This window comes from Stenotrophomonas sp. AB1(2024) (assembly GCF_037482345.1).
Lineage (GTDB): Bacteria > Pseudomonadota > Gammaproteobacteria > Xanthomonadales > Xanthomonadaceae > Stenotrophomonas.
Window position 1 is genome coordinate 2431638 of record NZ_JBBHKO020000001.1, and the last position, 23693, is coordinate 2455330.

The 23693-nt window shown below is 67.6% G+C and carries 18 protein-coding genes; 10 read left to right on the plus strand and 8 right to left on the minus strand.

The window, feature by feature from the left end; genetic code table 11:
* Positions 1-144: 144 nt before the first annotated feature.
* The 5 genes from WIX41_RS11135 to WIX41_RS11155 form a co-directional block, all read right to left on the minus strand.
* Positions 145-1440, minus strand: a complete 1296-nt coding sequence (locus tag WIX41_RS11135) for an APC family permease (RefSeq protein ID WP_339447511.1) — start codon at positions 1438-1440, stop codon at positions 145-147.
* Positions 1437-2231 (minus strand): L,D-transpeptidase family protein, encoded by a 795-nt coding sequence (locus WIX41_RS11140; protein WP_339447513.1) that lies wholly within the window; start codon positions 2229-2231, stop codon positions 1437-1439. The genes WIX41_RS11135 and WIX41_RS11140 overlap by 4 nt, the downstream gene beginning before the upstream one ends.
* 17 nt (positions 2232-2248) lie before the next feature.
* Positions 2249-3097 (minus strand): MurR/RpiR family transcriptional regulator, encoded by an 849-nt coding sequence (locus WIX41_RS11145; RefSeq protein ID WP_409187370.1) that lies wholly within the window; start codon positions 3095-3097, stop codon positions 2249-2251.
* Between the two features lie 105 nt (positions 3098-3202).
* Positions 3203-4309, minus strand: coding sequence for a dipeptide epimerase (locus WIX41_RS11150; protein ID WP_339447517.1), 1107 nt, complete (start codon positions 4307-4309; stop codon positions 3203-3205).
* A complete protein-coding gene (locus tag WIX41_RS11155) occupies positions 4309-5751 on the minus strand; it encodes an SH3 domain-containing protein (RefSeq protein ID WP_339447519.1) in 1443 nt (480 codons plus the stop codon). The genes WIX41_RS11150 and WIX41_RS11155 overlap by 1 nt, the downstream gene beginning before the upstream one ends.
* A gap of 133 nt (positions 5752-5884) precedes the next feature.
* Between WIX41_RS11155 and WIX41_RS11160 the strand changes: the two genes are divergently transcribed.
* From WIX41_RS11160 to hglS, 9 genes are all read left to right on the plus strand, one after another.
* Positions 5885-7369, plus strand: coding sequence for a transglutaminase-like domain-containing protein (locus WIX41_RS11160; protein WP_339447521.1), 1485 nt, complete (start codon positions 5885-5887; stop codon positions 7367-7369).
* A gap of 43 nt (positions 7370-7412) precedes the next feature.
* Positions 7413-10412: a TonB-dependent receptor gene (locus tag WIX41_RS11165; RefSeq protein WP_339447523.1), complete on the plus strand. Its 3000-nt coding sequence runs from the start codon at positions 7413-7415 to the stop codon at positions 10410-10412.
* Positions 10413-10416: 4 nt separating this feature from the next.
* The gene (locus WIX41_RS11170) at positions 10417-12003 is read left to right on the plus strand and encodes a serine hydrolase domain-containing protein (RefSeq protein ID WP_409187371.1); all 1587 of its coding nucleotides are present in this window, start codon (positions 10417-10419) and stop codon (positions 12001-12003) included.
* Positions 11957-12685, plus strand: coding sequence for a M15 family metallopeptidase (locus WIX41_RS11175; protein WP_409187372.1), 729 nt, complete (start codon positions 11957-11959; stop codon positions 12683-12685). The genes WIX41_RS11170 and WIX41_RS11175 overlap by 47 nt, the downstream gene beginning before the upstream one ends.
* A gap of 38 nt (positions 12686-12723) precedes the next feature.
* The gene (locus tag WIX41_RS11180) at positions 12724-13101 is read left to right on the plus strand and encodes a hypothetical protein (protein ID WP_339447529.1); all 378 of its coding nucleotides are present in this window, start codon (positions 12724-12726) and stop codon (positions 13099-13101) included.
* A gap of 218 nt (positions 13102-13319) precedes the next feature.
* On the plus strand, positions 13320-13724 hold the full coding sequence (locus WIX41_RS11185; RefSeq protein WP_339447531.1) for a hypothetical protein: 405 nt from the start codon (positions 13320-13322) through the stop codon (positions 13722-13724).
* Between the two features lie 178 nt (positions 13725-13902).
* A complete protein-coding gene (locus tag WIX41_RS11190) occupies positions 13903-14652 on the plus strand; it encodes an HAD family hydrolase (RefSeq protein WP_409187373.1) in 750 nt (249 codons plus the stop codon).
* 4 nt (positions 14653-14656) lie between these two features.
* Positions 14657-15205, plus strand: a complete 549-nt coding sequence (locus WIX41_RS11195) for a hypothetical protein (protein ID WP_339447535.1) — start codon at positions 14657-14659, stop codon at positions 15203-15205.
* A 216-nt stretch (positions 15206-15421) separates the two neighbouring features.
* Positions 15422-16786: a 2-oxoadipate dioxygenase/decarboxylase HglS gene (gene hglS, locus WIX41_RS11200; protein ID WP_339447537.1), complete on the plus strand. Its 1365-nt coding sequence runs from the start codon at positions 15422-15424 to the stop codon at positions 16784-16786.
* A 168-nt stretch (positions 16787-16954) separates the two neighbouring features.
* Here the strand turns inward: hglS and WIX41_RS11205 are convergent, their stop codons facing one another.
* Positions 16955-18469: an acetyl-CoA hydrolase/transferase family protein gene (locus tag WIX41_RS11205; RefSeq protein WP_339447539.1), complete on the minus strand. Its 1515-nt coding sequence runs from the start codon at positions 18467-18469 to the stop codon at positions 16955-16957.
* Positions 18470-18897: 428 nt separating this feature from the next.
* Between WIX41_RS11205 and glnE the strand changes: the two genes are divergently transcribed.
* A complete protein-coding gene (gene glnE, locus WIX41_RS11210) occupies positions 18898-21735 on the plus strand; it encodes a bifunctional [glutamate--ammonia ligase]-adenylyl-L-tyrosine phosphorylase/[glutamate--ammonia-ligase] adenylyltransferase (protein ID WP_339447541.1) in 2838 nt (945 codons plus the stop codon).
* Positions 21736-21851: 116 nt separating this feature from the next.
* Here glnE and WIX41_RS11215 read toward each other — a convergent pair whose 3' ends face one another.
* Together WIX41_RS11215 and WIX41_RS11220 are read right to left on the minus strand one after the other, a co-directional pair.
* Positions 21852-22406: a queuosine precursor transporter gene (locus WIX41_RS11215; protein ID WP_339447543.1), complete on the minus strand. Its 555-nt coding sequence runs from the start codon at positions 22404-22406 to the stop codon at positions 21852-21854.
* Positions 22407-22649: 243 nt separating this feature from the next.
* Positions 22650-23621: a mitochondrial fission ELM1 family protein gene (locus WIX41_RS11220; protein WP_409187374.1), complete on the minus strand. Its 972-nt coding sequence runs from the start codon at positions 23619-23621 to the stop codon at positions 22650-22652.
* Positions 23622-23693 lie beyond the last annotated feature (72 nt).

Consider the following 23693-nt stretch of genomic DNA (forward strand, 5'->3'; position numbering starts at 1 on the left):
ATGGCCATCAACGGGGCGTGGACCATACGTCACCCTCGTGGGCGGGTGCGGGGATCGGCTACGCCGATTCCGCGCACGGACTCATCCGGCGCCCGGCCGTAGAGCCACGCCCTGCGTGGCTGTGCGCGGTGCCACCGGCGCCGATCAACCCGCGTCCTTTCGCGGCAGAAGGTAAATCACCCCGCCCACCGCAAACGCAATGGCGGCCGCCGCAATGTTCTGCCAGCTGGCACTGGCGAACAACGCCAGGCACAGCACCAGCGCCAGGATCGGAATCAGCGGGCCACCCGGCAGCTTCAGTGCACCGGGCCGCTCGCGGAAACGGCGCGCCAGCACGATCACCGCCGCCGCCGTGCCGATATAGGCGAACAGGCGCGTGGTCATCGACAGCAGCGCCAGCTGCACGAACGACCCCGACAGCGCCAGCACCAGCGCGATCAGGCCCTGGGTGATGATCGCCGCGGCCGGCGTGCGGAAGCGCGGGTGCACCTGTGCCAGCAGCTTCGGCCCGTAGCCATCGCGCGCCAGCGCGAACAGGAAGCGCGGGCCCATCATCATCGTGTTGCTGTTGGTGCCCAGGATGGAGATCGTCGCGCCCACCGTCAGGATCAGCGCCAGTGCCTCGCCACCGAACCCGGCAGCGGCATCGGCCAGCGGCGTGGCCGACTGGGCCAACCCCGGCAGCGTGCCCTGCGCGATGAACTGCACCGCGCCGTAGATCACCGTCACCGTGATGATCATGGTGATCAGCGCGAACGGAATATCCCGGCGCGGGTTGCGGTATTCACCGGCAGCGGCCGGAATGTTCTCGAAGCCGGCATAGGCATACAGCAGCAGCAACGCCGCCTCGCCCATGCGCTGCAGGTCGTGCGGGTCCGGGCGGGTGCCGGAGAAGGCCAGGTCGGTATCCACGTAGAACGCGCCGATCGCCACGAACAGCAGCAGCGGCAGCATCTTGCCGATCACCAGCACGATCCCGGTACGCGCCGCAGACCGCACCCCGGCCACGTTCACCGCCGTCAGGAAGCCCAGCGATGCCACGATCACCAGCATCCGGCCCACGTCGTGCCCGGCCCACGGCCAGAACCGCGCCACCGCATCGGCCAGCGCGTTGCTCAGCGCCGCAGCCGAACTGATCCGGGTCAGCCAGATCATCCAGCCGATCTCGAACCCGGCAAAGCGCCCGAACGCCTCGCGTGCATACAGGTAGCTGCCGCCCGGTTCATCGAAGTAACTGGCCGCCTGCGCGTAGCACAGCACCAGCAGTGCCACCACGATGCCCGCTGCCACCACGCCCCACAGACTGAACGGGCCGAGCAGCAGCACGGTGGCCGCAGGCAGCAGGTAGATGCCGCTGCCGATCACATCGTTGATCGACAGCCCCACGATCTGCCAACGGCTGACCGCGCGTTCCAGTTGCGGTTCGGGCGCGGCGCTCATCGTGCGGCCTTCGGCAGCGCCGGCAACTGCCCGTCCTGCTGCAGCCGCTGGTACTGCGCGCGCGGCAGCAGCACGAACACCGGGCGCTGGGCCGGGTCCAGCCATGCCAGCAGGTCGCGCATATGCTCGGGCTGCATCGCCGTGCAGCCGGCGGTGGCCTCACCCGGGATGCGCCACAGGTGCGCGAAGATGCAGCTGCCCCGGCGCGGTTCGGCGTTCGGGTTGTGTTCGATCACGAAGCCTTCGCGGTAGCGCACATCGCCCTTGTTGTGCAGGTCCAGCCGCATCGGCTCGGTGGAGCCTTCCACGGCATCGGCACCCACCACCTCGGCATCGACGATGCGGTTGTAGTACTGCGAATCGGGCACGTCCATGCAGTAGCTGCTCTCCAGCATCGGCTGGTAGGGCAGCGCGCTGTCGATCTTCGGCGCATAGCCGAACGCCGGGCCGATGCTGAAGATGCCGGCCGGGCTGCGGCCATCGCCTTCCTGCTTGACCGGCTCGCCGGGTTGCTGCGGGCCATCGCCGTTCGGCGCCGGCAGCACGCCCACGCCCCAGGCGCTGCCGTTGCGGCCCACCGCCACCTCGAACGCGGCCCCGTGCGGCTGCCAGCCCTGCGCGGTGCGCGCATAGGCCTGCAGCCGGCCGTGGGTGGCATCCCAGCCCTCGGTGGTCACCACGATCATCTGGCCGTTGCCCTGCAGCGGCGTGGCCACGGGGGTAAGGGCGGAAGCGGGCAGGGCGCTGGCAACCAGCACGGCGGCAAGGGCAGTACGCAGCAGCGACAGCATCGGGTGCACTCCGGGAATCAGGTGTCGATCAGGTGTTCGATCCGTTCCAGGTTCACCCCGAGCTGGCGGTGGCGGTCCGGGTTGGCATGGCAGAGCAGCACGAACACGAAGTCCAGCAGCGACTGCAAGGCAGAACGGTACAACAGTTGTGCCACGTGCGGCGCCGGGTCGTGCGCACACACCACCAGCGCCGCATCGGCATGCGCGCGCAGCGGGTTGGCGCTGTGCCGGGTGATGGACACTACCTTGCCACCCACGTCCTGGAACTGGCGCGAGAGCTGGAACAGCTGCGGCAGCTTGCCGAACTCGGAAAACACCAGCAGCACATCGCCTGGCCGCGCCGCCGACAGGTTGGCCATCATCAGGATCGGGTCGGCGTGGTGCACGGTGAGCATGCCCAGCAGCGACAGCCGCATCGCGAATTCGCGCGCGTACAGGCCATCGTCGCCCAGGCCGTAGACGAACAGCTTGGGCGCGCCATCGATCAGCTGCACGATGGTTTCCACATCCGCCTGCGGGTTGGCCAGCCGGGTCTCCTCGTCGGCGGCGGTGCGGCTCAGGCGCAGGCGTTCGGCCAGCTGGTCGTAATCGTTGGCCGGTGCGGCGGCCGGCGGGCCGGCGGCGGGGTCGTTACCGGCGCGGGCCACCGCCTGGCCGATGGAATACTTCAGGTCCGGGTAGCCCTTGAAGCCCAGTTTCTGGCTGAACTTGACCACGCTGGACTGGCTGATGCCCAGCGCGCTGGCCAGCTGCTGCGAGGAGTAGTCGCGCAGCAGGTGGGCGTTGTCGAGGATGAAATCGGCAATGCGGCGTTCGATCGCCGACATGTGGTCACGCTCGGAGCGGATTTTCACCAGGGGCGGCATGGGGGTCGCGTCTGTTCCTGTATGTGTAGAGCCACGTCCTGCGTGGCTGACGTAGACCCAAATCGTGCGAGGCAGCCACGCAGGGCGTGGCGCTACAAGAGCAGGTTACCAGCGCGGGGGGCGCAGCATTTCCAGACCCCGCACTTCAGTGATGCCCAGCCCCGGCGCATCGCTGATGGTGATCTCCGACTCGTTGAAATGGACCCCGCCGGTGACCGGATTGAACTGCCCCAGCGACGGGCCGTCCAGGTCCACCTTGGTGATCACCTCGCTCTTGGCCACCGCCAGGTGCACGGCGGCAGCCACGCTGATGCTCGATTCGATCATGCAGCCGATCATGCACGGCACCCCGTAGATGGCGGCGATGTCGGCAATGCGGATCGCGTTCGACAGCCCACCGGTCTTCATCAGCTTGATGTTGATGATGTCGGCCGCACGCTGCTGGATCAGGTCGAACACCTGGCCGGGGTTGAACACGCTCTCATCGGCCATCACCGGCGTGTTGACCCGGTCGGTGACGTACTTCAGCCCGCTGATGTCGGCCGCCTTCACCGGCTGCTCCAGCAGCTCCAGCACCACCCCGGCCTCTTCCAGCGCGTGCATGGCGTGCACCGCCTGCTTGGCGGTCCAGCCCTGGTTGGCATCCAGGCGCAGCAGGGCGCGGCCCTGCACCGCGGCGTGGATCGCCTTGACCCGCTCGATATCCAGCCCGATGTCCTTGCCGACCTTGATCTTCAGCGACTCGAAGCCGCGGTCGATCGCCGACAGCGAATCGGCCACCATCTTGTCGATGTAATCCACGCTGATGGTGATGTCGGTGGTGATCACCGGGTCGCCGCCGCCCAGCATCTGGTACAGCGGCGCCTTGTGCAGCTGCGCCCACAGGTCGTACACCGCGATTTCCACCGCCGCCTTGGCGCTGGTGTTGCGCTCCATCGACGACTGGATCAGCGCGCAGTTGCGGTTGAGCTCGGCCACGTCCTGGCCGACCAGGCGCGGCTTGATGAAGGTGTTGATCGCCTCGATGATCGAACCGTGGGTATCGCCGGTGATCACCGCCGTGGCCGGCGCCTCACCGTAGCCGGTGTGGCCGGTGTCGGTGCGGACCAGCACCACCACGTCCTCCACGGTGTCCACGGTGCGCAGTGCGGTTTTGAACGGGGTTTTCAGCGGCACGCGCAGCATGCCAAGTTCAATGTCGGTGATTTTCATCAAGGAGTCTGGGGCCGGATGCGCTGGATGTTGGTGATGCGGTCGATGTAGCTCTCGGTGTCGCTGGCCATCATCGGCTGCAGCGGTGTCACCGAAACGCCGTTGAGGTGTGCCTGCACACGCCTGCCGTCCGGTCCGAACCAGCTGCCACCGGCAGTGTCGTGGATCATCCACGCCTGCCCGTCGAGCTGGCCGATGGTGACCATCACGTGGCCGGGAATGTAGACCAGGTCGCCCACCTGCAGCTGCTGCACGGCCGCGTTGCGCCTGGCCTTGCCGTCTTTTCCGCTGAAGGCGATGCGGTCCAGCGCCGGGCTCACCGCCTGCGCGCTGGTATTGCGCGGCACCAGCACGCCGAAGCTGCGGTAGATCTCGGAGACGAAGCCGCTGCAATCACGGGTGTCGTAGGAATGGCCCCAGCCGTAGCGCTCGCCCAGGAACTTGAAGCTCTGGGTGAGCAGGTTGCGCGGAGTCAGCGGCAGGTAGTCGCTGGCGGTGTCCTGCGAACGCGGCAGCAACGCCGGCACCAGCGCCAGTGTGCCGTCCTCGTTGCGTACCGGCAGCTGCACCACGTGCGCGGCATGTGCCTGCTGCCCGTTCACGGTCTGGTTGAGCGGCCAGTCGGCCAGCACCGGCACGCGCACGCCCATCTCCAGCTGCAGGTGGGAAACACGCGGTTCTTCCGGGGTAAACGCGGTGAAGGCGGTGGCACCGGTGACCACCCGGTACGGCCCGTGCTGGCCGTAGCCAAGTACTGTTGCCGCATCGCCCACGCCAACGAAGCGCTTTTCGATCCAGGCGGAGTAACGCTCGCTGGTGACGAACAGCCACTGTCCATCCGCGCTTTCATGCAGCACCGCCACCGCGTCGCCGGGGAACAGCGCCGATTCCTGGAAGCGGTCGATATCGGTGTCGCCCTGCGAAGTGAACACCCGCAACGCGGTCGGGAACGCACGCAGCGCCGCGCGGTGGGTGACCAGCCCGTACTGCAGCGGGCGCTCGGCCGGGACCGCCGCCAGGGCCAGGTTCGCCTCGATGGCGGTACGTGCGCTGCCTGGAATCGGCCGTTCGTCTTCGCCGAACAGCGGCTTCTGCGGCCAGCGCGACAGCGCCTGGATGTCGGCCAGCACCCGCGCACGCGTCAGCTGGGCGGGAAGCGTGCGCAGGTCATGAATCGAGGCGTCTTCGGCGCGCATGCGCGCGTTCTGCGCGGCAATGCCGGCGCTGTCCAGGATCACGCGGTCGGCATCGGGCAACCGGGCCGCCCAGAACGCCGGGTCGAGGTAGGCCTCGCGCAACCCGATGACGCCACCGAATGCAGCCGGCGGCGCAAAGGGCGCTTCGGCCCATGTCGCGCTGCCGGGCAGTACCAGCAGCGCCGCCAGCAAGGCACGCGCCGGCCACGCAAGCCGCGCGGGGCGGCGGGGGGAAGCCTGGATCATGGAGCGGTCATCCTCCTCGAGAAGCGTCAGGAATATTTATTCCTTTTTCCAGCGAAAGCAAGAATAAATTATTGACCACCTGTCAGGCCCGTGTTACACAGCGATTACCACCTGCACCTTGGGAAGTGTCGCCGTGGATCTGCCCGTACGCAAACCGCGTTCTGCTTCGACCTTCGCCCGGCGTGCCGCGACGGCGTGCCTGCTGCTGGCCATCGCCTCGGCCGGCGCGCAGGAACCGGACTTGGACGCCGTGGTGGCGCAGATCGACCAGGGCCAATTCAGTGCCGCCGATGCCCGCATCACCACGGCGACCAATGATCCCGCGCTCAGCGAAGAAGCACGCGCTGCCTATGCCTTCCAGCGCGAGCGCATGCGCCGCATGCGGCTGGACTTCACCCTGGACGAGGCGGCCGCCAAGGCGCTGGTGCGCAGGCAGATCCCGGACCTGCGCGACGACGAGTTCGCGCGCTGGGATGCCGCCGGCCTGATCGAGCACCTCGATATCGATGGGCAGCGGCGCTACTTCAAGCGTGCGCCCTCCAACCTGTTCCGCGTCAGCGCTGAAGCCAGGGCGCGGCGCGCGCCGGACGTGCCGCTGCCGGTGGATGGGCCATACGAAAACCTCGCTCCGCACCACCGTGAGGTCATCGCGGCGGCCAGGGCCAGCGGTGCCACCAGCCTGGTGCCGCGCCGTGTGGAAGTCACCCAGTCGATCACGGTCAAGCCCGACGCGGTGCCCGCCGGTGAACTGTTGCAGGCCTGGATTCCGTACCCGCGTGCCATTCCCGGCCAGCAGGAAGACATCACCTGGATCGGCCCGAAAAGCGGCGCGGTGATCGCACCGGAAGCTGCCCAACAGCGCACCGTCCACCTGCAGCAGAAGGCCGTGGCCGGCACGCCCACCCGTTTTGAGATCCGCTACGCCGTTACCGTGTACGCGCGCCACAACGAGATTGATCCGGCCAAGGTGCTGCCCACCCCGGACGATGCCGCGCTGCAGCCCTACCTGGCCGAACAGCCGCCGCACGTGGTGTTCACCCCGGCGCTGCGTGCGTTCTCGCAGCGCGTGGTCGGCGGCGAAACCAACCCCTACCGCATCGCGCAGAAACTGTTCGACGCGGTCGACCAGATTCCGTGGGCCGGTGCCCGCGAATATTCCACCCTCTCCAACATCAGCGACTACGCCCTGCACGCCGGCCACGCCGACTGCGGCCAGCAGACGCTGCTGCTGATCGCACTGCTGCGCCTGAACGGCATTCCCGCGCGCTGGCAGTCGGGCATGGTCTATTCCGATGACGCGGTGGGCTACAACAACCTGCACGACTGGGGCGCGCTGTACCTGGCCCCATATGGCTGGGTGCCGATGGATGTCACCACCGGCCGCCTGGACAGCGCCGAACCGGCCCTGCGCGACTTCTACTTCGGCGGGCTCGATGCCTATCGCATCGCCTTCAACGACGACTTCCAGCAACCGTTCCAGCCGGCCAAACGCTACCCGCGCTCGGACACCGTGGATTCGCAGCGCGGCGAAGTCGAATGGTCCGGCGGCAACCTGTACTTCGATCAATGGAATTACGACTTCCAGTCGCACGTGGTGCCTGTGAAGTCGACGCGGTAATCGGCGGTATCACCATTTTCACCCTTGAAGGAGAGAGCAGGGAATGAAAGCGAACGGTTTGAAGCGGGCGGCGCTATGCGTCGCATTGGGGGCCTGCCTGGGTGTCGTGGCACCGGCGGCGATGGCGCAGGATGGCTCGGTGGCCGGCAGGTTGCTGAGTGAACCGGGCCAGCAACTGGAAGGCGCCACGGTTACGGTACGCAACCCTGCCACCGGCTTCGTGCGCTCGGTGCGCGCCGATGCCAATGGCAGTTACCGTATTCCCCTGCTGCCGGTAGGCACCTATGACCTGGAAGTGTCCGTGGCCGGCGGTGCGCCGGCGCGGGTGGGCCAGGTCAACGTGACCCTGGGCAATGCCACCACGGTGAACGTGCCGGTCAGTGGCGTGAGTACCCTGGGCACGGTGCAGGTGCGCGCGCCGCAGGTGGTGAACATGGTGGATGTGCGCTCGACCGAATCGGCTACCAACATCACCCGCGAAGAGCTGTCGCGGCTGCCGGTGGACCGTGACATCACCGCCGTGGCGCTGCTGGCGCCGGGTGCGGTGAAGGGCAAGGGCTCGCTGGGCGGGCAGGGCATCTCCTTCGGTGGCTCGTCGGTGGCGGAAAACACCGTCTACGTCAACGGTTTGAACGTCACCGACTTCTACAACCGGGTCGGCTTCTCCTCGGTGCCGTTTGGCTTCTACCAGGAATTCCAGGTCAAGACCGGCGGCTATTCGGTGGAGTTCGGGCGCAGCACCGGCGGCGTCATCAATGCGGTGACCCGCTCGGGCACCAACGAATTCCAGACCGGCGCGCAGCTGGTGGTCGAACCGCGTGCCTGGCAGTCGCAGGCGCGCGACCGCTACGACAGCGACGGCAGCCGTTACATCACCGCCAGCCAGGACGATTACTCGCGCAGCGCCCTGAACGTGTTCGCCTCCGGCGCGCTGGTGCAGGACAAGCTGTTCTTCTTCGGCATGTACGAAGCCCGCGATTACCAGCCCAGCTCCACCAACGACGCCGGTACCGTGTTCAACCGTGGCAGCGCCGATGACCCGTTCTGGGGCGGCAAGCTGGATTGGCAGATCACCGACAACCAGATGCTGTCGCTGTTTGGCTTCTCGGACAAGAGCGACACCATCACCGACGTCTACAAGTACGACTACGCCACCGGCGATATCGTCGGCGACCGCACCAACCAGATCTACAACACGGTGGGTGGCAAGAACTGGTCCGGCACCTACAGCTGGCAGGTCAACAACGACCTGACCATGAAGCTCATGTACGGCGAGAACAAGCGCAACCGCTCGCAGAGCAGCTTGATGGACCAGAACTGCAACCGCGTGTTCGACAACCGTACCGCCAGCCAGGGCGTGCCGACCGACCTCCAGGGCGACCGCAGCTGCACCAGCAGCTCGCAGGTGGAAGCGGCGCTGGATACCCGCAAGGCGGCCCGTGCCGATTTCGAATGGTCGCTTGGCGACCACCTGCTGCGCTTCGGCCTGGACCGCGAAGAAAACACCTCCGACTACGAGCGCTCCTACCCCGGTCCGGGCGGGCTGCGCTACGACATCTACTACCGCACGCCCGGCAGCTCGCTCAACGACGGCACCGTGCCGGCCAGCGGCCTGGTCGCGCGCACGCGCCGCTATGAAGTGGCCGGCTCGTTCGAAACCATCAACTCGGCGTACTACATCGAAGACAACTGGCAGGTCACGCCCAACCTGCTGCTGAACATCGGCGCGCGCGTGGAAGGTTTCGACAACAAGGGCGGCGACGGCGACAGCTACATCAAGATCGACAACATGTTCGCCCCGCGCCTGGGCTTCTCCTGGGACGTCCGCGGCGATGGCACCACCAAGGTGTTCGGCAACCTGGGCCGCTACTTCCTGCCGGTGGCCAACGTCATCAACATCAAGCAGGCCGGCGGCTTCCTGGATGAGCGCACCTGGTACGAATTCCTGGGTTACTCCGGTGCCGAGAACAACATCCCGGTGCTCGGCGGCCAGATCGGCCCGGTGGACAACTCGCAGGGCGATGGCAGCGTGCCGGACCTGCGCGCCGAAGTGAACCGCGACATGGACCCGGTGTACCAGGATGAAGCGATCCTGGGCTTCCAGCACATGCTCAGCGAATCGTGGTCGGTCGGCGCCAGCGTCACCTATCGCCGCCTGAACAACGCCATCGACGACATGAACATCACCGCCACCGGCCAGTGCGGTGCCTTCGATGGCGTGTGGATCATGGGCAATCCGGGCCGCACCAACACCGTGTGGGGCGACAGCGACTGCGACGGCAGCAACGATGCCTGGATCGATATCGATACCTCGCGCGAAGGCTGGGCGCTGTACGACGATGATGGCAATTACGTGGGTCAGCGCGGCTGGGTGAAGCCCAAGCGCGATTACAAGGCGCTGGAGCTGCAGGTCGACCGCGCGTGGGATGGCAAGTGGGGCTTCAACGCGTCCTACACCCTGGCCTACGGCAAGGGCAACGCCGAAGGCCCGGTCAATTCCGATACCGACTTCGCCGATTCGGGCCGTACCGAGAACTTCGACAACCCGTGGGTGAACTACCGCGGTTACGGCTACCTGGCCAATGACCGCCGCCACCAGTTCAAGTTCCGCGGCAGCTACGCCATTACCGAAAACCTGACCGTGGCCGCCACGCTGGGCATCCAGTCCGGCAGCCCGATCACCCGCTTCGGTGCCGGCAATCCGTACGACGCCACCGACTTCCGCAGCTACTTCGTGTGCGTGTCCAACTGCCAGTCCAGCGTGCCGTCCGAACGCGTGTTCGTGCATTCGCCGCGTGCCGGCGACGGCCGCACCCCGTGGACCTACGACCTGGACATGAGCATTGCCTACAAGGTGCCGGTGCCGCTGGACCTGAGCCTGAAGCTGGCCGTGTACAACGTGCTCAACCAGCAGCGCATCGTATCGGTGGACCAGGACTACGAGCCGCAGGACAGCATCGGCACGCCCAACCCGCTGTATGGCTATGGCACCGGGTTCCAGTCGCCGCGCTATGCACAGCTCACGGTGACGTGGAACTATTGAGGGCATGGGCGCCTTGAAGCGGTGGGTTCTGTGTGCGGCGGCGGGGCTGGCGGTATCGGCCACCGCCGCGGCCACGGAGCCCGGCTTCCAGGCGCTGTTCGACCAGACCCGGCAGCACTACGCGCTGCCGGGCCTGGCCATGGCCGTGGTGGAAGACGGTCGGGTGGTCTACACGCACACGGCCGGCGAACGTCGGGCAGGCAGCGGCGAACCCATCGATGCCGATACGTTGTTCAAGATCGCCTCCAACAGCAAGGCCATGACCGCAGCGGTACTGGCGCGACTGGTCGATCGCGGCCAGCTGGCCTGGGACGACCCCGTTACCCGGTACCTGCCGCAGTTCCGCATGCATGACCCGTGGGTGACCGGGCACATGCAGGTACGCGACCTGCTCATCCACAACAGCGGGCTCGGCCTGGGCGCGGGCGACCTGATGCTGTGGCCCGAGCCCAACGCTTTCAGCCGCGCCGACATCATTGCCGGCCTGGCCCATCTCAAGCCGGTCACCAGCTTCCGCAGCGGTTATGCCTACGACAACCTGATGTATGTGGTGGCCGGTGAAGTGGCTGCGGCGGCCGGTGGCAAACCGTATGACCAGCTGCTGCGCGAGGACGTGTTCGTCCCGCTCGGCATGACCCGCTGCCAGGCAGGAACGTGGTCGGTCGCGGAGGTGGGCAATGTCGCCCAGCCGCACGCACCGCGCGACGGACGCAACGTGGTGGTCAACGCCGACACCGCCATCGCCCCGGACCTGACGTCCATGGCCGCCGGCGGCATCCGCTGCAGCCTGCGCGACATGACGCGCTGGATGCAGGTACTGCTTGATCCCGCACTCGTGCCCGGCTGGCTCAGCCAGACCCAGCGCCGCGCGCTGTGGACCGCGCACATGCCCATGCCGCTCGGCGAACGCCAGCGCCGTTGGGACAACGCGCATGTCTCCGCCTATGGGTATGGCTGGCGCCTGTCTGACATGGACGGGCAATGGAAGGTCGCCCACACCGGCACCTTGTCGGGCATGTACTCCTCGCTCGCGCTGCTGCCGGACCGCAGGGTCGGCGTGGTGATCCTGATCAACGGCGAAGGCGAGGATGCGCGCACCGTGCTCATGCAGGCCGCGCTCAAGCATTACACCGCACCGGAGCAACGGCAGACCGTTGCCGGTTACGCCGCGCAGCTGCAGGCCGAACGGGTCAACCGCAACGCCGCCCACGCCCTCCCCGATACGACCGCGCGCAAACCCGTAGAGCCACGCCCTGCGTGGCTGAGCGGCGCCGACCAACCCGCAGCCACGCAGGGCGTGGCCGTACCCGGCCTGTATCGCGACCCCTGGTTGGGCCAGGCCCGCTTGTGCCCGGAAAACGGCAAACTGCGCTTCAGCGTGGACAAATCGCCTTCGCTGCGCGGAACCGTGATGCAGCTCGGTTCCCGCTGGCTGGTGCAGTGGGATACCCTCGGGGCGGATGCAGAACCCTGGCTGCAGGTGGAGCCGGGTACCCCGCCGACGCTCACCTTGAGCGCGATCGATCCGGATATCGACTTCAGCTATGACTACCAGGACCTGCACTTCAGCCGCGTCGGCGATTGCCCTTAGCCTGTTGTTCGCAGCAGTCGCACCGCCGGTGTCGGCCCAGCCGGTGCACATCGCACTGGTGCGCACCGCCGAACAGGCCGGCCTGGTCGACATCACCACGCTCTCGCCGGATATCACGCTGGACATGCGCTACGCCGGGCCCAACAATTTCACCGGCCGCCCGGTGCCCGGCTATGAAGCGCCCAAGTGCCTGCTGCTGCGCCCCGCCGCGAAAGCACTGGCCCAGGTGGAAGAAGACCTGCGCGGGCAGGGCTACGGCCTGCAGCTGTTCGACTGCTACCGCCCGGCGCAGTCGGTGCGGGCGTTCGTGGACTGGGCCAACGACCCGCTGGAGCAGTCGCGCAGGGCGCAGCAGTACCCCGGGCTGGACAAGCCGGCGCTGCTGGGCGGCTACATTGCCGAAACCTCCGGCCACAGCCGCGGCGCCACCGTCGACCTGGGCCTGCTGGACTGCCGCAGCGACCCCTGCAGCGTGATCGACATGGGCACCGACTTCGACTTCTTCGGCCCGCGCGCGCATACCGACGCGCCCGACATCACCCCCACCCAGTACCGCAACCGGCAGACATTGCTGCAGGCCATGCAGCGCCAGGGCTTCGCCAACTACCCCCAGGAGTGGTGGCACTACACCCTCAGCCCCGAGCCCAGCCCCACCACCGCCTTCGACGTCCCGGTGCGCTGAGCGCCTACAATGCGCGCTCACCGAACCTACGGATCACGATGAACCTGCCGCTGCACTTTGGATTGCTGGGCACGCTGGAAGCCGGGCTGATCGCCCTGCTGCTGGGCGTGCTGGTGTATGCGCTGTGGCACCGCGTGTGCCGCTGGGCCGGGTGGTCGGACGGGCACGCCATCGGCTGGGCCTGCGTGATCGCCGTGGTGGGCGCAGCGGGCATCGATGCGTGGAACCTGTTCTACATGGGCATGATGCGGCTGGAATCGCCGTTGTACGCGCGGTTGTTCCTGGCCACTATCCACGATCCCAACGAACTGGGCTCGCGCGTGGTGCTGGAAGTGGCCGGCGCGTTGGGCGGTGTTGCACTGGGCTGGCTTTTGTTCAGTTCCCGCTCAGGCGAAAAAAGCGCCAGCGACAGCTGAGTTTTCGTTCGCATCCGGTTAAATCCAGGCGGATTGAATGTTCGTCTTACCAATCGCTCACCTGCGCGTAACCGCAGGGGTAACGGAGCGCTGCGCGCGTGTGGTTAAGACCGCGTGCGCATGCCGGTTGCGGGGCAAGGTCGATTCACAAACGGGCTGGCAGTGTGGGGCCGTGCGGAAACAACGAGCCGCGCAACATCCCTCAAGGAGACCACCCGATGACTATTCGCAACCGCAAGCCCCTGATCGCCCTGATCGTCGCCGCCGGCAGTGTTCTGGCCATTCCGGCGATGGCCCAGACCGCACAGCAGAGTGCCGCGCAGGCCCAAGGCCAGGCAGCGCAGGCCCAGCAGTCGGCGGCACAGGCTGACCAGGCGGCCGGCGCGGCTGCCCAGGCCTCGTCGCAGGCCGGTGGCGGTGGCGGCCAGACCTGGGCCAGCGTCGATACCGACGGTGACGGCGCCATCAGCAAGAAAGAGGCCGAAGTAAACGCAGGCCTCGCCCAGGTCTTCGGCCAGGCCGACGCCGACAAGGACGGCAAGCTCACCCAGGACGAGTACAAAGCCTACGTCGCCGCCCAGCAGGGCGCCGCAGCCGGCGGCAACGCCGCCCCGGCGCGCTAAACGCGCACCAAGCCGGGCGTCGCCGACGGTGCCCGGCGGTAGCGCCGACCGTTGGTCGGCTGACCCCACCCGGAGCCCGTAACCCAGCAGCAAGCCTGAAACCGCTGGACAACGGTGGATGGTCGGGAAGGGCGGTTTGGGCCGCCCTTCCTTCTTTCCCGCTTGGTATCCTTGGGCGATGATGACCTCCATGCCCGCGCCCACCGGCGCCATCGGCCTGGTCGGTTTTGACGGTGACGACACGCTGTGGAAGAGCGAGGACTACTACCGCAAGGCCGAGCAGGATTACCTCGACATCCTGTCGCGCTACATCGACGTGCACGACACCGCCACCGCACGCCACCTGCTCGAAGTGCAGCAGCGCAACCTCGGTGTGTTCGGTTACGGCGTCAAGGGCATGACCCTCTCGATGCTCGAAGCGGCCATCGAAATCACCGAAAAGACCATTGCCGCGCGCGACCTGCAGCTGATCCTCGACATCGGCCATGACACCCTGCGCCACCCGGTTGAACTGATCGACGGCGTGCGTGAATCCGTTGCCGAGATCGCCCGCGATTACCCGGTGGTGCTGATCACCAAGGGCGACCTGTTCCACCAGGAAGCCAAGATCAAGGTCGCCCACCTGCGCGACCTGTTCCCGCGCATCGAAATCGTGTCTGAGAAGGATCCGGAAACCTACGCGCGCGTGCTTGAGGAGTTCGACCTGCCGATGGAGCGTTTCGTCATGGTCGGCAACTCGCTGCGGTCGGATATCGAACCGGTGGTCACCCTGGGTGGCTGGGGCATCCACACCCCGTATGCGGTGACCTGGGCGCACGAGACCCAGCACGGCGTGGCGGCCGATGAGCCGCGCATGGTGGAAGCGGCCACCGCCTTCGACTGGCCGCAGGCCCTGCGCGCCATTGAAGCCAAGGCCGCGGGCGGCTGAGCCGGTGAAGCGCCTGCGCCTGCTGCTGGTCGCCTTGCTGCTGTGGCTGCCGTTGCTGGCCGCCGCGCAGCAGACGCCGGAGAAATCCCAGGCGTACCAGGTACATACCGGTGACGCGTGGGTCGATACCCAGCTGCAGGACATCAACCATTACGCCGAGCGCTACCCGGAGAGTTTCCTCGACGAGGTAGCGCGCTACGCCGGCGTGCCGCGCGATTACATCGCCGCATTGTTCTACACCCACGGTTGGCAGGCCGGCGACATCTATTTCGCCTGCTTCTGGGCCAAGGCCACCGAGCGCTCCTGCCGGGATGCCGTACAGGCCTGGTCGCGCTTCGTGCCCGACGAAGGCGAAGACAACCGCTGGGCCGAGGTGGTAACCACGATGCCGGTCGCCCCCACCAACCAACACTGGCGCACCCTGCGCCACGCCATCGTGGCCAGCCACGACCACTGGGACCGCCCGGTGACCCTGGATGCCACCCTCAAGCGCCAGCTCGGCGACCGCACCCAACGCGACAAAGCCGCATCCGCCGCCGAAGCCAAACGGTAGGGTCGCATCCCGATCGACGATGTGCATGGATGCACGAGTGGTGCGGCCGCAGGATGCGGAGGAGCACCCCTGCCGTTGCACCCACCGCATCCGGTAATGGCGTGACCCTCGACGGGGAAGGGGCTCCCGATGCTGCTGTGCACCTCGCCGGTCACCGCTCACCTCGGCGACAATGGGCGATTGCTGTCCCCCTCGTGATCCGTTGCCGAGTACGTAATGAGCGCCGACCGTTTCGTTTCACCCGACGATATCCGCAGCCTGTTCGCCCAGGCCATGTCCACCATGTACCGCACCGAAGTGCCGCTGTACGGCACCCTGGTCGACCTGGTGGCCGAGATCAACGATGCGGTACTCACCGACAATCCGGCACTGGCCGAGCAGCTCGAGCGCAATGACGAGCGCGGCCGCCTGGCGCAGGAGCGCCACGGCGCCATCCGTGTCGGTACCGCCGAAGAGCTGGCCATCCTGGGCCGCCTGTTCGCGGTGATGGGCATGCACCCGATCGGCTACTACGACCTGTCCGTGGCCGGCGTGCCGGTGCATTCCACCGCCTTCCGCCCGCGCACCGCCTCCGCGCTGGCCGCCAACCCGTTCCGCGTGTTCACCTCGCTGCTGCGCCTGGAACTGATTGAAGACCAGGCCCTGCGCGAGCAATCCGCACGCATCCTCGCGCGCCGCCGCATCTTCACCGATGAGGCGCTGGCGCTGATCGAACAGGCCGAACGCGAAGGCGGCCTGGACCAGAACGACGCCCGCCGCTTCGTGCTGGCCGCGCTGGAAACCTTCCGCTGGCACAGCGATGCCACCGTCTCGCTGGCCACCTACCACGCGCTGAGCAACGCGCACCGGCTGGTGGCCGACGTGGTCAGCTTCCGTGGCCCGCACATCAACCACCTCACCCCGCGCACGCTGGATATCGACGCCGCGCAGGCCGGCATGCTCGCTCGGGGCATCGACGCCAAGGCCGTGGTCGAAGGCCCACCGCCGCGCCGCTGCCCGATCCTGCTGCGCCAGACCAGCTTCAAGGCACTGGAAGAGACCGTGAGCTTCCCCGACGGCGACAGCGGCGATGCCGGCACCCACACCGCGCGTTTCGGCGAGATTGAACAGCGTGGCCTGGCGCTCACCCCGAAGGGCCGCGCACTGTATGACCGGCTGCTGGCGCAGGCCCGCGATGCCGGCGGCGCCGGCAGTACCGGGCAGGACTACCCCACGCGCCTGGCGGCGGCGTTCACCGCGTTCCCGGACGACCACGACACCCTGCGCCGCGAAGGGTTGGGGTATTACCGCTACGCCCTCACCGAGGCCGGCCGCGCCAACCCGGCTGCCGTCGGCGACCTGCCGGCCGAAGCGATGGTGGCCGCTGGCCTGGCCAACGCTGATCCGATCGTCTACGAAGATTTCCTGCCGGTCAGTGCAGCGGGTATTTTCCAATCCAACCTCGGTGGTGAAGAACAGCGCGCCTACGCTGCCCACGCCAACCGCGATGCGTTCGAGCAGGCATTGGGCATGAAGGTGGACGACGAGTTCGCCATCTACGAACGCCTGCAGCAGGAATCGCTGGACAGCCTGCGCGGTTGATCGCCTGCCTGCGCCACGACCAACGGTCGTGGCCTACCGGAACGCGCCAACCCCGGTAGGTACCGACCGTTGGGCGGTACATGCCCTCACACGTTCGACATCATCACAAACGTGCACCAGAAATAAAGAAAAACGCCGGGATTTCCCGGCGTTTTTCGTTGCAGCTGCTCAGAACTTCATCGTGCCCGTATCCAACCACCGCTGGTGCCACGACAACGCTTCCGGCAACAGATGCGGGGTGTGCTTGCCGTAACTATCCCGGCTCGCCCGCTCGAAATAATCGTTGAGCTGGTCGCGGAACTCCGGGTGCGCACAATTGTCGATCACCACCCGCGCGCGCTTGCGCGGCGGCAACCCGCGCAGGTCGGCCAGGCCCTGTTCGGTCACGATCACCGACACATCGTGTTCGGTGTGGTCCACATGGCTCACCATCGGCACGATCGCCGAAATGGTCCCGTTTTTGGCCGTTGAAGGGCTCAGGAACGCCGACAGGAACCCATTGCGCGCGAAATCGCCCGAACCGCCAATGCCGTTCATGATCCGCGTGCCCATCACATGCGTGGAATTGACGTTGCCGTACAGATCCACCTCGATCATCCCGTTCATGCCGATGCAGCCCAACCGGCGCACCAGTTCCGGGTGGTTCGAAATCTCCTGCGTGCGCATGATGATGCGCTCGCGGTAGAAATCGATGTTCTCCTTGAACGTCTCGTTGGCCTGCGGGCTCAACGCAAACCCCGTGCACGAGGCATAGCTCAGCACCCCGTCGCGCAGCAGGTCCAGCATGCCGTCCTGGATCACCTCGGTGAACGCGCTCAGGTCGCGGAAGCCGCTCTTGCCCAGGCCCGCCAGCACCGCATTGGGAATATTGCCCACGCCGCTCTGCAGCGGCAGCAGGTTCGCCGGCAGGCGCCCGCGCGCGACTTCGTGCTTCAGGAATTCAATCAGGTGCGCGGCAATCTGCTCGCTGGTCGCATCGATCGGGCTGAACGGGCTGTTGCGGTCCGGGCCATTGGTGCGCACCACCGCCACGATCTTGTCCGGGTCGCAGCGCAGCGCCGTCTCACCAATACGGTCGTTGCCGTACACCAGCGGAATCGGCTTGCGGTGCGGCGGCAGCGCCGTGCCGTAGTAGATGTCATGCATGCCGTCCACGCCGGCCGGCTGCCATTCGTTGACTTCGACAATCACCTTCCTGGCCAGGTCCAGCCAGGTCTTGTTGTTGCCCACCGACGTAGAGGGCACCAGCGAACCGTCTTCGCGGATCGCCGAGACCTCGATCACCGCCGTATCGATCTCGCCATAGAACCCGAACCACACGTGCTGGGCCACGTGGCTGAGGTGGATGTCGATGTAGTCCAGCAGGCCCGCATTGATGCGGTTGCGCGCATCCGGGTCGCTCTGGAACGGCATGCGCATGGCAATGCCGTCGGCCTTGGCCAGCGCACCGTCCAGTTCCGGGGCGGTGGACGCGCCGGTCATCAGGCTGATCTGGAAGGGCAGGTTGTCGGCGTGGAACGCCTCGATGCGCTGGGCCAGCGCCACCGGCACCGCCTTGGGGTAGCCCGAGCCGGTGAAGCCACTCATGGCCACCGTCTCACCGGGCTGGATCAACGCGGCGGCGGCTTCGGCAGATACAACGCGACCGCGCAGGCGCGCGTCGGCAATGCGATCAACGGACATGACGACTACGTTTTGTGGGGGATCATCATTATCCGCCATCGCACCTCCCGGCCGGCTGCGACCAAGGTGGAATGGCGTTTGCCGGTCGCGTGAGGTGCTATTCAGGTAAATGGAGGCTTCTGTACCCGCCAGTATTGTTTTGCAGTGCAGCGTGCAACTTGTTCGCGGAGCCTAGAAGATCGCCCTGCATCCCGACGTGGGGGAGGGAGCAGAGCCCGCTGGCAGTTCGCTGCAAGCGGGCTTTTTTATGTCTCGCCTCCGGGTCTTGGGGCGCCGATGGGTCTGGCGCGTCGACACGCGCCCGTGTCTGGCCGCACCGCACGGGGCACCTGCTTGTTGCCTGAATACCGTGGATGCTGTTTGCGGGAACTGCGGTGGCCGGTGTGCCGCGCAGCCACGCAGGGCGTGGCTCTACGCGGTGGGTGGCCATGCATAATCGTCTTATGCCGATTCCTGCCGATGCCGTTCCCGCCGCCCTTGTCCCGCTCGTCGACCGCGCGCTTGCCCGTCTTGCGCTCAGCCTGAACGACTCAGGCTCGTGGCCGCCCCCGGAACCGGTCCTCGCCAAGCTCCGCCTGCTGGCCATCACCAGCGACTTCGCCATCGACACCCTGTGCCGGCAGCCCGCGCTTCTGTCGCAACTGACCCAAATCAACAGCCCGCCGCTGCCGCTCCCGGAACTGGACCCGCAGCAGCCGGCCGACTGGCCCGTGCGCCTGCGCCGCTACCGCACCGCCTGCTCCACCCGCCTGATCTGGCGCGACCTCGAGGGCCTGGACGACGTGCCCGCCACCCTGGCCGGTGCCACCCGCCTGGCCGAGGAGTGCCTGGCGCTGGCCCTGGCCGCATTGGAGCGGGAATTTGCCACCCGCCACGGCGTCGTCCGCGCCGCCGACGGCAGCGCCCAGCAGCTGGTGGTGTTCGGCCTGGGCAAGCTCGGCGGCGGCGAACTCAATTTCAGTTCCGACGTGGATCTGGTCTACGCCTATCCGCAGGGCGGCGAATCCGACGGCCCGCGCCCGCTCGCGGCCGAGGAATACTTCGCCCGGCTTGGCCAGCGGCTGGCGCGCCTGCTCGACGAAACCACCGTGGACGGCTTCAGCCACCGCGTCGACCTGCGCCTGCGCCCGTTCGGCAGCGCCGGCCGCGTGGCCCTGTCCTTTGCCGGCATGGACCAGTACTTCCAGCGCGAAGGCCGCGACTGGGAACGCTACGCCTGGCTCAAGGCACGCGCCGTGGCCGGCGACATCGATGCGGGCGAAGCCTGGCTGCAGACCCTGCGCCCGTTCGTGTACCGCCGCTACCTCGATTTCACCGCGCTCGATGGCCTGCGCGAAATGAAGGCGGCCATCACCGCCGAAGTCTCGCGCCGCGACATGTTCGATGACATCAAGCGCGGCCCCGGCGGCATCCGCGAAATCGAATTCCTCTCCCAGGCCCTGCAGCTCATCCGCGGCGGCCGTGAAGCCAGCCTGCGCGAGCGCCGCCTGCTGCATGCGCTGCCCGCGTTGGTCGCCTGCGGGCAGATGGCGCCGCAGGACGGCGAAGACCTGCTGCACGCGTACGGCTTCCTGCGCCGCCTGGAAAACCGCCTGCAGATGCTGCGCGACGCCCAGACCCACGCACTGCCCACCGACCCCACCGACCGCCTGCGCATTGCCTGCGGGCTGGACTACGCCGACTGGGACGCACTGCTGGCCGCGCTGGATGTGCAGCGCGAACGGGTCAGCACCGAATTCGCCGCACTGCTGGCCCCGCGCGCCGGGCAGGCCGCACCCGATGCGCTGGACAGCTACTGGCGCGGCCTGCCCGACGGCGGCGATGCCGAAGTACTGGCCAACGCCGGCTTCCACGATCCCCACGGCGCCGACCAGTCGCTGCGCGACTTCGCCCAGTCACTCGGCGTGAAATCGCTCAGCGACAACGCCCGCGCACGCCTTGACCGCGTGCTGCCCGCACTGCTGCACGCGGCCACCCGCTCGCCGCAGCCCGACGCCGCGCTCAAGCGCGTGCTCGGCCTGCTGCAGGCCATCCTGCGTCGCACCAGCTACCTGGCGCTGCTGGACGAACAGCCCAGCGCGCTGGCCCGGCTGGTGGACGTGCTCGCGCGCAGCGCGCTGCTGGCCGAACGCATCGCCGCCTACCCGCTGCTGCTGGACGAACTGCTCGACGTGCGCGTTTCCGGCCCGATGCCCGCCGCCACCGCCATGCAGGCCGAGTGCGATGCCGCCCTGGCCGTGGACGACCCCGAAGCCGCGCTGCGCCTGCTCAATGAAACCCGCCTTGCGCTGAGCTTCCGCATGGCCCTGGCCACCCTGGATGGCCGCCAGCGTGCCGTGGACAGCACCCGCCAGCTCGCCCAGCTCGCACAGGCCGTGGTGGTCACCGCCTTGGCGATGGCCGATGCGGATATGCGCCGCGCACACGGTGAAGTGCCGGGCGGGCGTTTCGCCATCATCGGCTACGGCAGCCTGGGCGGCCTGGAACTGGGCTTCGGCTCCGACCTGGACCTGGTGTTCCTGCACGACCACCCGGCCGACCAGGACAGCAGCAACGGCGCCCGCCCGCTTGATCCGGGCCGGTGGTACGCGCGCCTCGCGCAGAAGGTGATGGCGCTGCTGGGCGCGGTCACCGCCGCCGGCCGCCTGTACGACATCGACGTGCGCCTGCGCCCGGATGGCGGCAAGGGTTCGCTGGTGTCCTCGCTGGCCAGCTATACCGAATACCAGCGCGAACGTGCGTGGACCTGGGAACACCAGGCCCTGGTGCGCGCGCGTGGCATTGCCGGCGACGCCAGCCTGCTTGCGGATTTCGAACAGATCCGTGCGACCACGCTGGCGCGCCCGCGCGAACGCGAGGTGCTGTACGCCGATGTAGTGAAAATGCGCGGCCGCATGCGTACCGAACTGGACCGCAGCGATGCTGCACGCTGGGATCTGAAGCAGGGTGCCGGTGGCATCGTCGATCTCGAATTCCTGCTGCAGACCGGCGTGCTGGACAGCGCCGGCGCGCACCCGCAGGTACTGGCGCCGCGTGATACCCCAAGCCTGATTGACCAGCTCGCCAGCATCGCCTGGCTGCCCGGTGGCACGCGCGAGGCGCTGCATGAAGCGCATGCCGCGTTGTTGGACGTAGGGTTGGCCTGCACGCTGGACAGAAGGCCGCGCCTGGCGGTCCTGACCCCCGCGTTGGAAGAAGCAAAACGCGTGATCACAGCCGCCTGTGAAGCTGCGGAGCTGCCGTTCGGCCCGTCACCACCGCAATGACGAATCGCCGTACGGTCCGCCACCGGCGTAATGACGAATTGCGGTAGATCCACGCCCTGCCTGGATGCCGTTCGCGTTGGCGTTGGCCGCCAGCCACGCAGGGCGTGGCTCTACCGTCACGCGGTGCGCGGCGCCATCTTCCACAGCAGCGCGCGGAACGGCGCCAGCAGGAACACACCGATCGCCAGCTTCACCGCCAGGTCGCCCGCCGCCCAGCTCACCCATGGCAGGCTCGACCCGGCGAACGCGATGCTCCAGAAAATCGCCGTATCCAACGTCGCACTGCACGTCGTCGCCACCATCGGCGCGCGCCACCAATGGCCACGGCGCAGCCGGTCGAACACGGTGATGTCCAGCAGCTGCGCGGCAATGAACGCCAGGCACGAGGCCACCGCAATGCGCGGGGTCGCAATCCAGATCGACAACAGCACCGCCAGCGCAAACCCCGCCCACGCCACCCGCCGCGCCGCCGCCGGGCCAAACCGGCGGTTGATCAGGTTGCTCACCAAAAAAGCCACCGGGTAGCTGAAAGCGCCCCAGGTCAGCCAATCGTTGATCGGGTACTGCACCAGCACGTTCGAGCCCAGCACCACCGCGCCCATGGCCAGCACCGCCAGCAGCAGCGAGCGCAGGGTCAACGGGGCAAACACGATGGCAGGGCGCGCGGTCATGGCGGAGCAGGGGAGGGGCAGGGAAGCGGCGGATTATCCCGGCTCGCGGCGGCGACAGCCACCCCACGCTGTTCACCTCACAGCCCGCGCTCAGGTTGAAGACACCATCACGACCCCACAGCCTCGTCGCGTAGAGCCACGCCCTGCGTGGCTGCGGGTGCCAGGCTGCCCGCCGCTGCCAGTCTCCGGCGGTAGGGTGCCGCGCGGGCATCGCCACCGCATCGGTAGCCAAGCAACACGCGGTCAAGCCCGGATTTCCAGCGCCTCCCGCACCTGCGTGGCAATCCGCCCGGTCTCGCGCAGCGGTTCGATCGGCCCGGGATAACCCCACTCCAACCAGCGTTCCTGCAGCCGCCCGCGTGCACGCAACGCCTGCTGGAACTGCACCATGCGGCCCTGCGCCTGGTGCTCCAGCGCCACCGCCACCGGCAAGCGCGTGCCGCACGCTTCGGAGAGCAGGTTCACCGAATCGGGCGATACCACGATGCGGTCGGCCCAGCCCAGCAGCCCTGCGTATGGGTTCACCCCATCGCCGCCATCGCCCCAGATCACCCCGGGCACACCGGCAAACGCACTGCGCAGCGCGCCCACCAGTGCCGGTGGCGTGCGCCGCGAGGTGGTGGCCAGCAGGCTGCCGCCTTCGGCGCGCAGCTGTTCGGCCAGTTGCTGGAACACCTTCACCATGTCCGGCTCGTGCCACGGCGCGTGCGGGGTAGGGCCACCCACCAGCAGCGCGGTGCGCGGCCCGGGCAGTTGGCCGAAGCTGGCAAACGCGGCGCGGCCCACCATCAGCCAGTCGTCGTCCACCGGGTTCAGGCTGCCCAGCAGGGTGAGCACGTTGCTGCCGCGCAGGGCATCGTGTTCGGGCACCACCAGCAGATCCCAATGGCGCGTGCCCAGGCGCGGGTCGAGGATCTGCACCACCTTGCTGCCGCGCCGGCGCAGTTCGCGCAGCGCCCCGGCCGCCTGGCGGCCACAGCCCACCGCCAGCCCGGGTGGTTGCGCGGCCAATGCCGCGAACGCCCCGCCGTAGCCCCCGGCCATGCCCGGCAACCAACGCGGCGCCACCCATTTCCAGGGCGCACGCGGTACCAGCACCAGCGGGCGATGCACCCCCAGCTTCAATGCCGTGGCCAGGGCCACTGCCTGCCGCACATTGCCGGCACGGCCGTCAGTGATCGTCCAGGGCGGACTCCATCGTTTCACGTATGGCATTAATTCGTTTCAGTCAGGCTGGGTGTTGCAACAGTCGCGACACTCTACACTGCCAGCCTTCGCCGACCGTGC

Excerpts from the sequence above, each read along its gene's own strand:
- WIX41_RS11135 (WP_339447511.1), bottom strand. The coding sequence starts at position 1,440 with ATGAGCGCCGCGCCCGAACCGCAACTGGAACGCGCGGTCAGCCGTTGG.
- WIX41_RS11140 (WP_339447513.1), bottom strand. The coding sequence starts at position 2,231 with ATGCTGTCGCTGCTGCGTACTGCCCTTGCCGCCGTGCTGGTTGCCAGC.
- WIX41_RS11145 (WP_409187370.1), bottom strand. The coding sequence starts at position 3,097 with ATGCCGCCCCTGGTGAAAATCCGCTCCGAGCGTGACCACATGTCGGCG.
- WIX41_RS11150 (WP_339447517.1), bottom strand. The coding sequence starts at position 4,309 with ATGAAAATCACCGACATTGAACTTGGCATGCTGCGCGTGCCGCTGAAA.
- WIX41_RS11155 (WP_339447519.1), bottom strand. The coding sequence starts at position 5,751 with ATGATCCAGGCTTCCCCCCGCCGCCCCGCGCGGCTTGCGTGGCCGGCG.
- WIX41_RS11165 (WP_339447523.1), top strand. The coding sequence starts at position 7,413 with ATGAAAGCGAACGGTTTGAAGCGGGCGGCGCTATGCGTCGCATTGGGG.
- WIX41_RS11170 (WP_409187371.1), top strand. The coding sequence starts at position 10,417 with ATGGGCGCCTTGAAGCGGTGGGTTCTGTGTGCGGCGGCGGGGCTGGCG.
- WIX41_RS11175 (WP_409187372.1), top strand. The coding sequence starts at position 11,957 with ATGACTACCAGGACCTGCACTTCAGCCGCGTCGGCGATTGCCCTTAGC.
- WIX41_RS11180 (WP_339447529.1), top strand. The coding sequence starts at position 12,724 with ATGAACCTGCCGCTGCACTTTGGATTGCTGGGCACGCTGGAAGCCGGG.
- WIX41_RS11185 (WP_339447531.1), top strand. The coding sequence starts at position 13,320 with ATGACTATTCGCAACCGCAAGCCCCTGATCGCCCTGATCGTCGCCGCC.
- WIX41_RS11190 (WP_409187373.1), top strand. The coding sequence starts at position 13,903 with ATGATGACCTCCATGCCCGCGCCCACCGGCGCCATCGGCCTGGTCGGT.
- hglS (WP_339447537.1), top strand. The coding sequence starts at position 15,422 with ATGAGCGCCGACCGTTTCGTTTCACCCGACGATATCCGCAGCCTGTTC.
- WIX41_RS11205 (WP_339447539.1), bottom strand. The coding sequence starts at position 18,469 with ATGTCCGTTGATCGCATTGCCGACGCGCGCCTGCGCGGTCGCGTTGTA.
- glnE (WP_339447541.1), top strand. The coding sequence starts at position 18,898 with ATGCATAATCGTCTTATGCCGATTCCTGCCGATGCCGTTCCCGCCGCC.
- WIX41_RS11215 (WP_339447543.1), bottom strand. The coding sequence starts at position 22,406 with ATGACCGCGCGCCCTGCCATCGTGTTTGCCCCGTTGACCCTGCGCTCG.
- WIX41_RS11220 (WP_409187374.1), bottom strand. The coding sequence starts at position 23,621 with ATGCCATACGTGAAACGATGGAGTCCGCCCTGGACGATCACTGACGGC.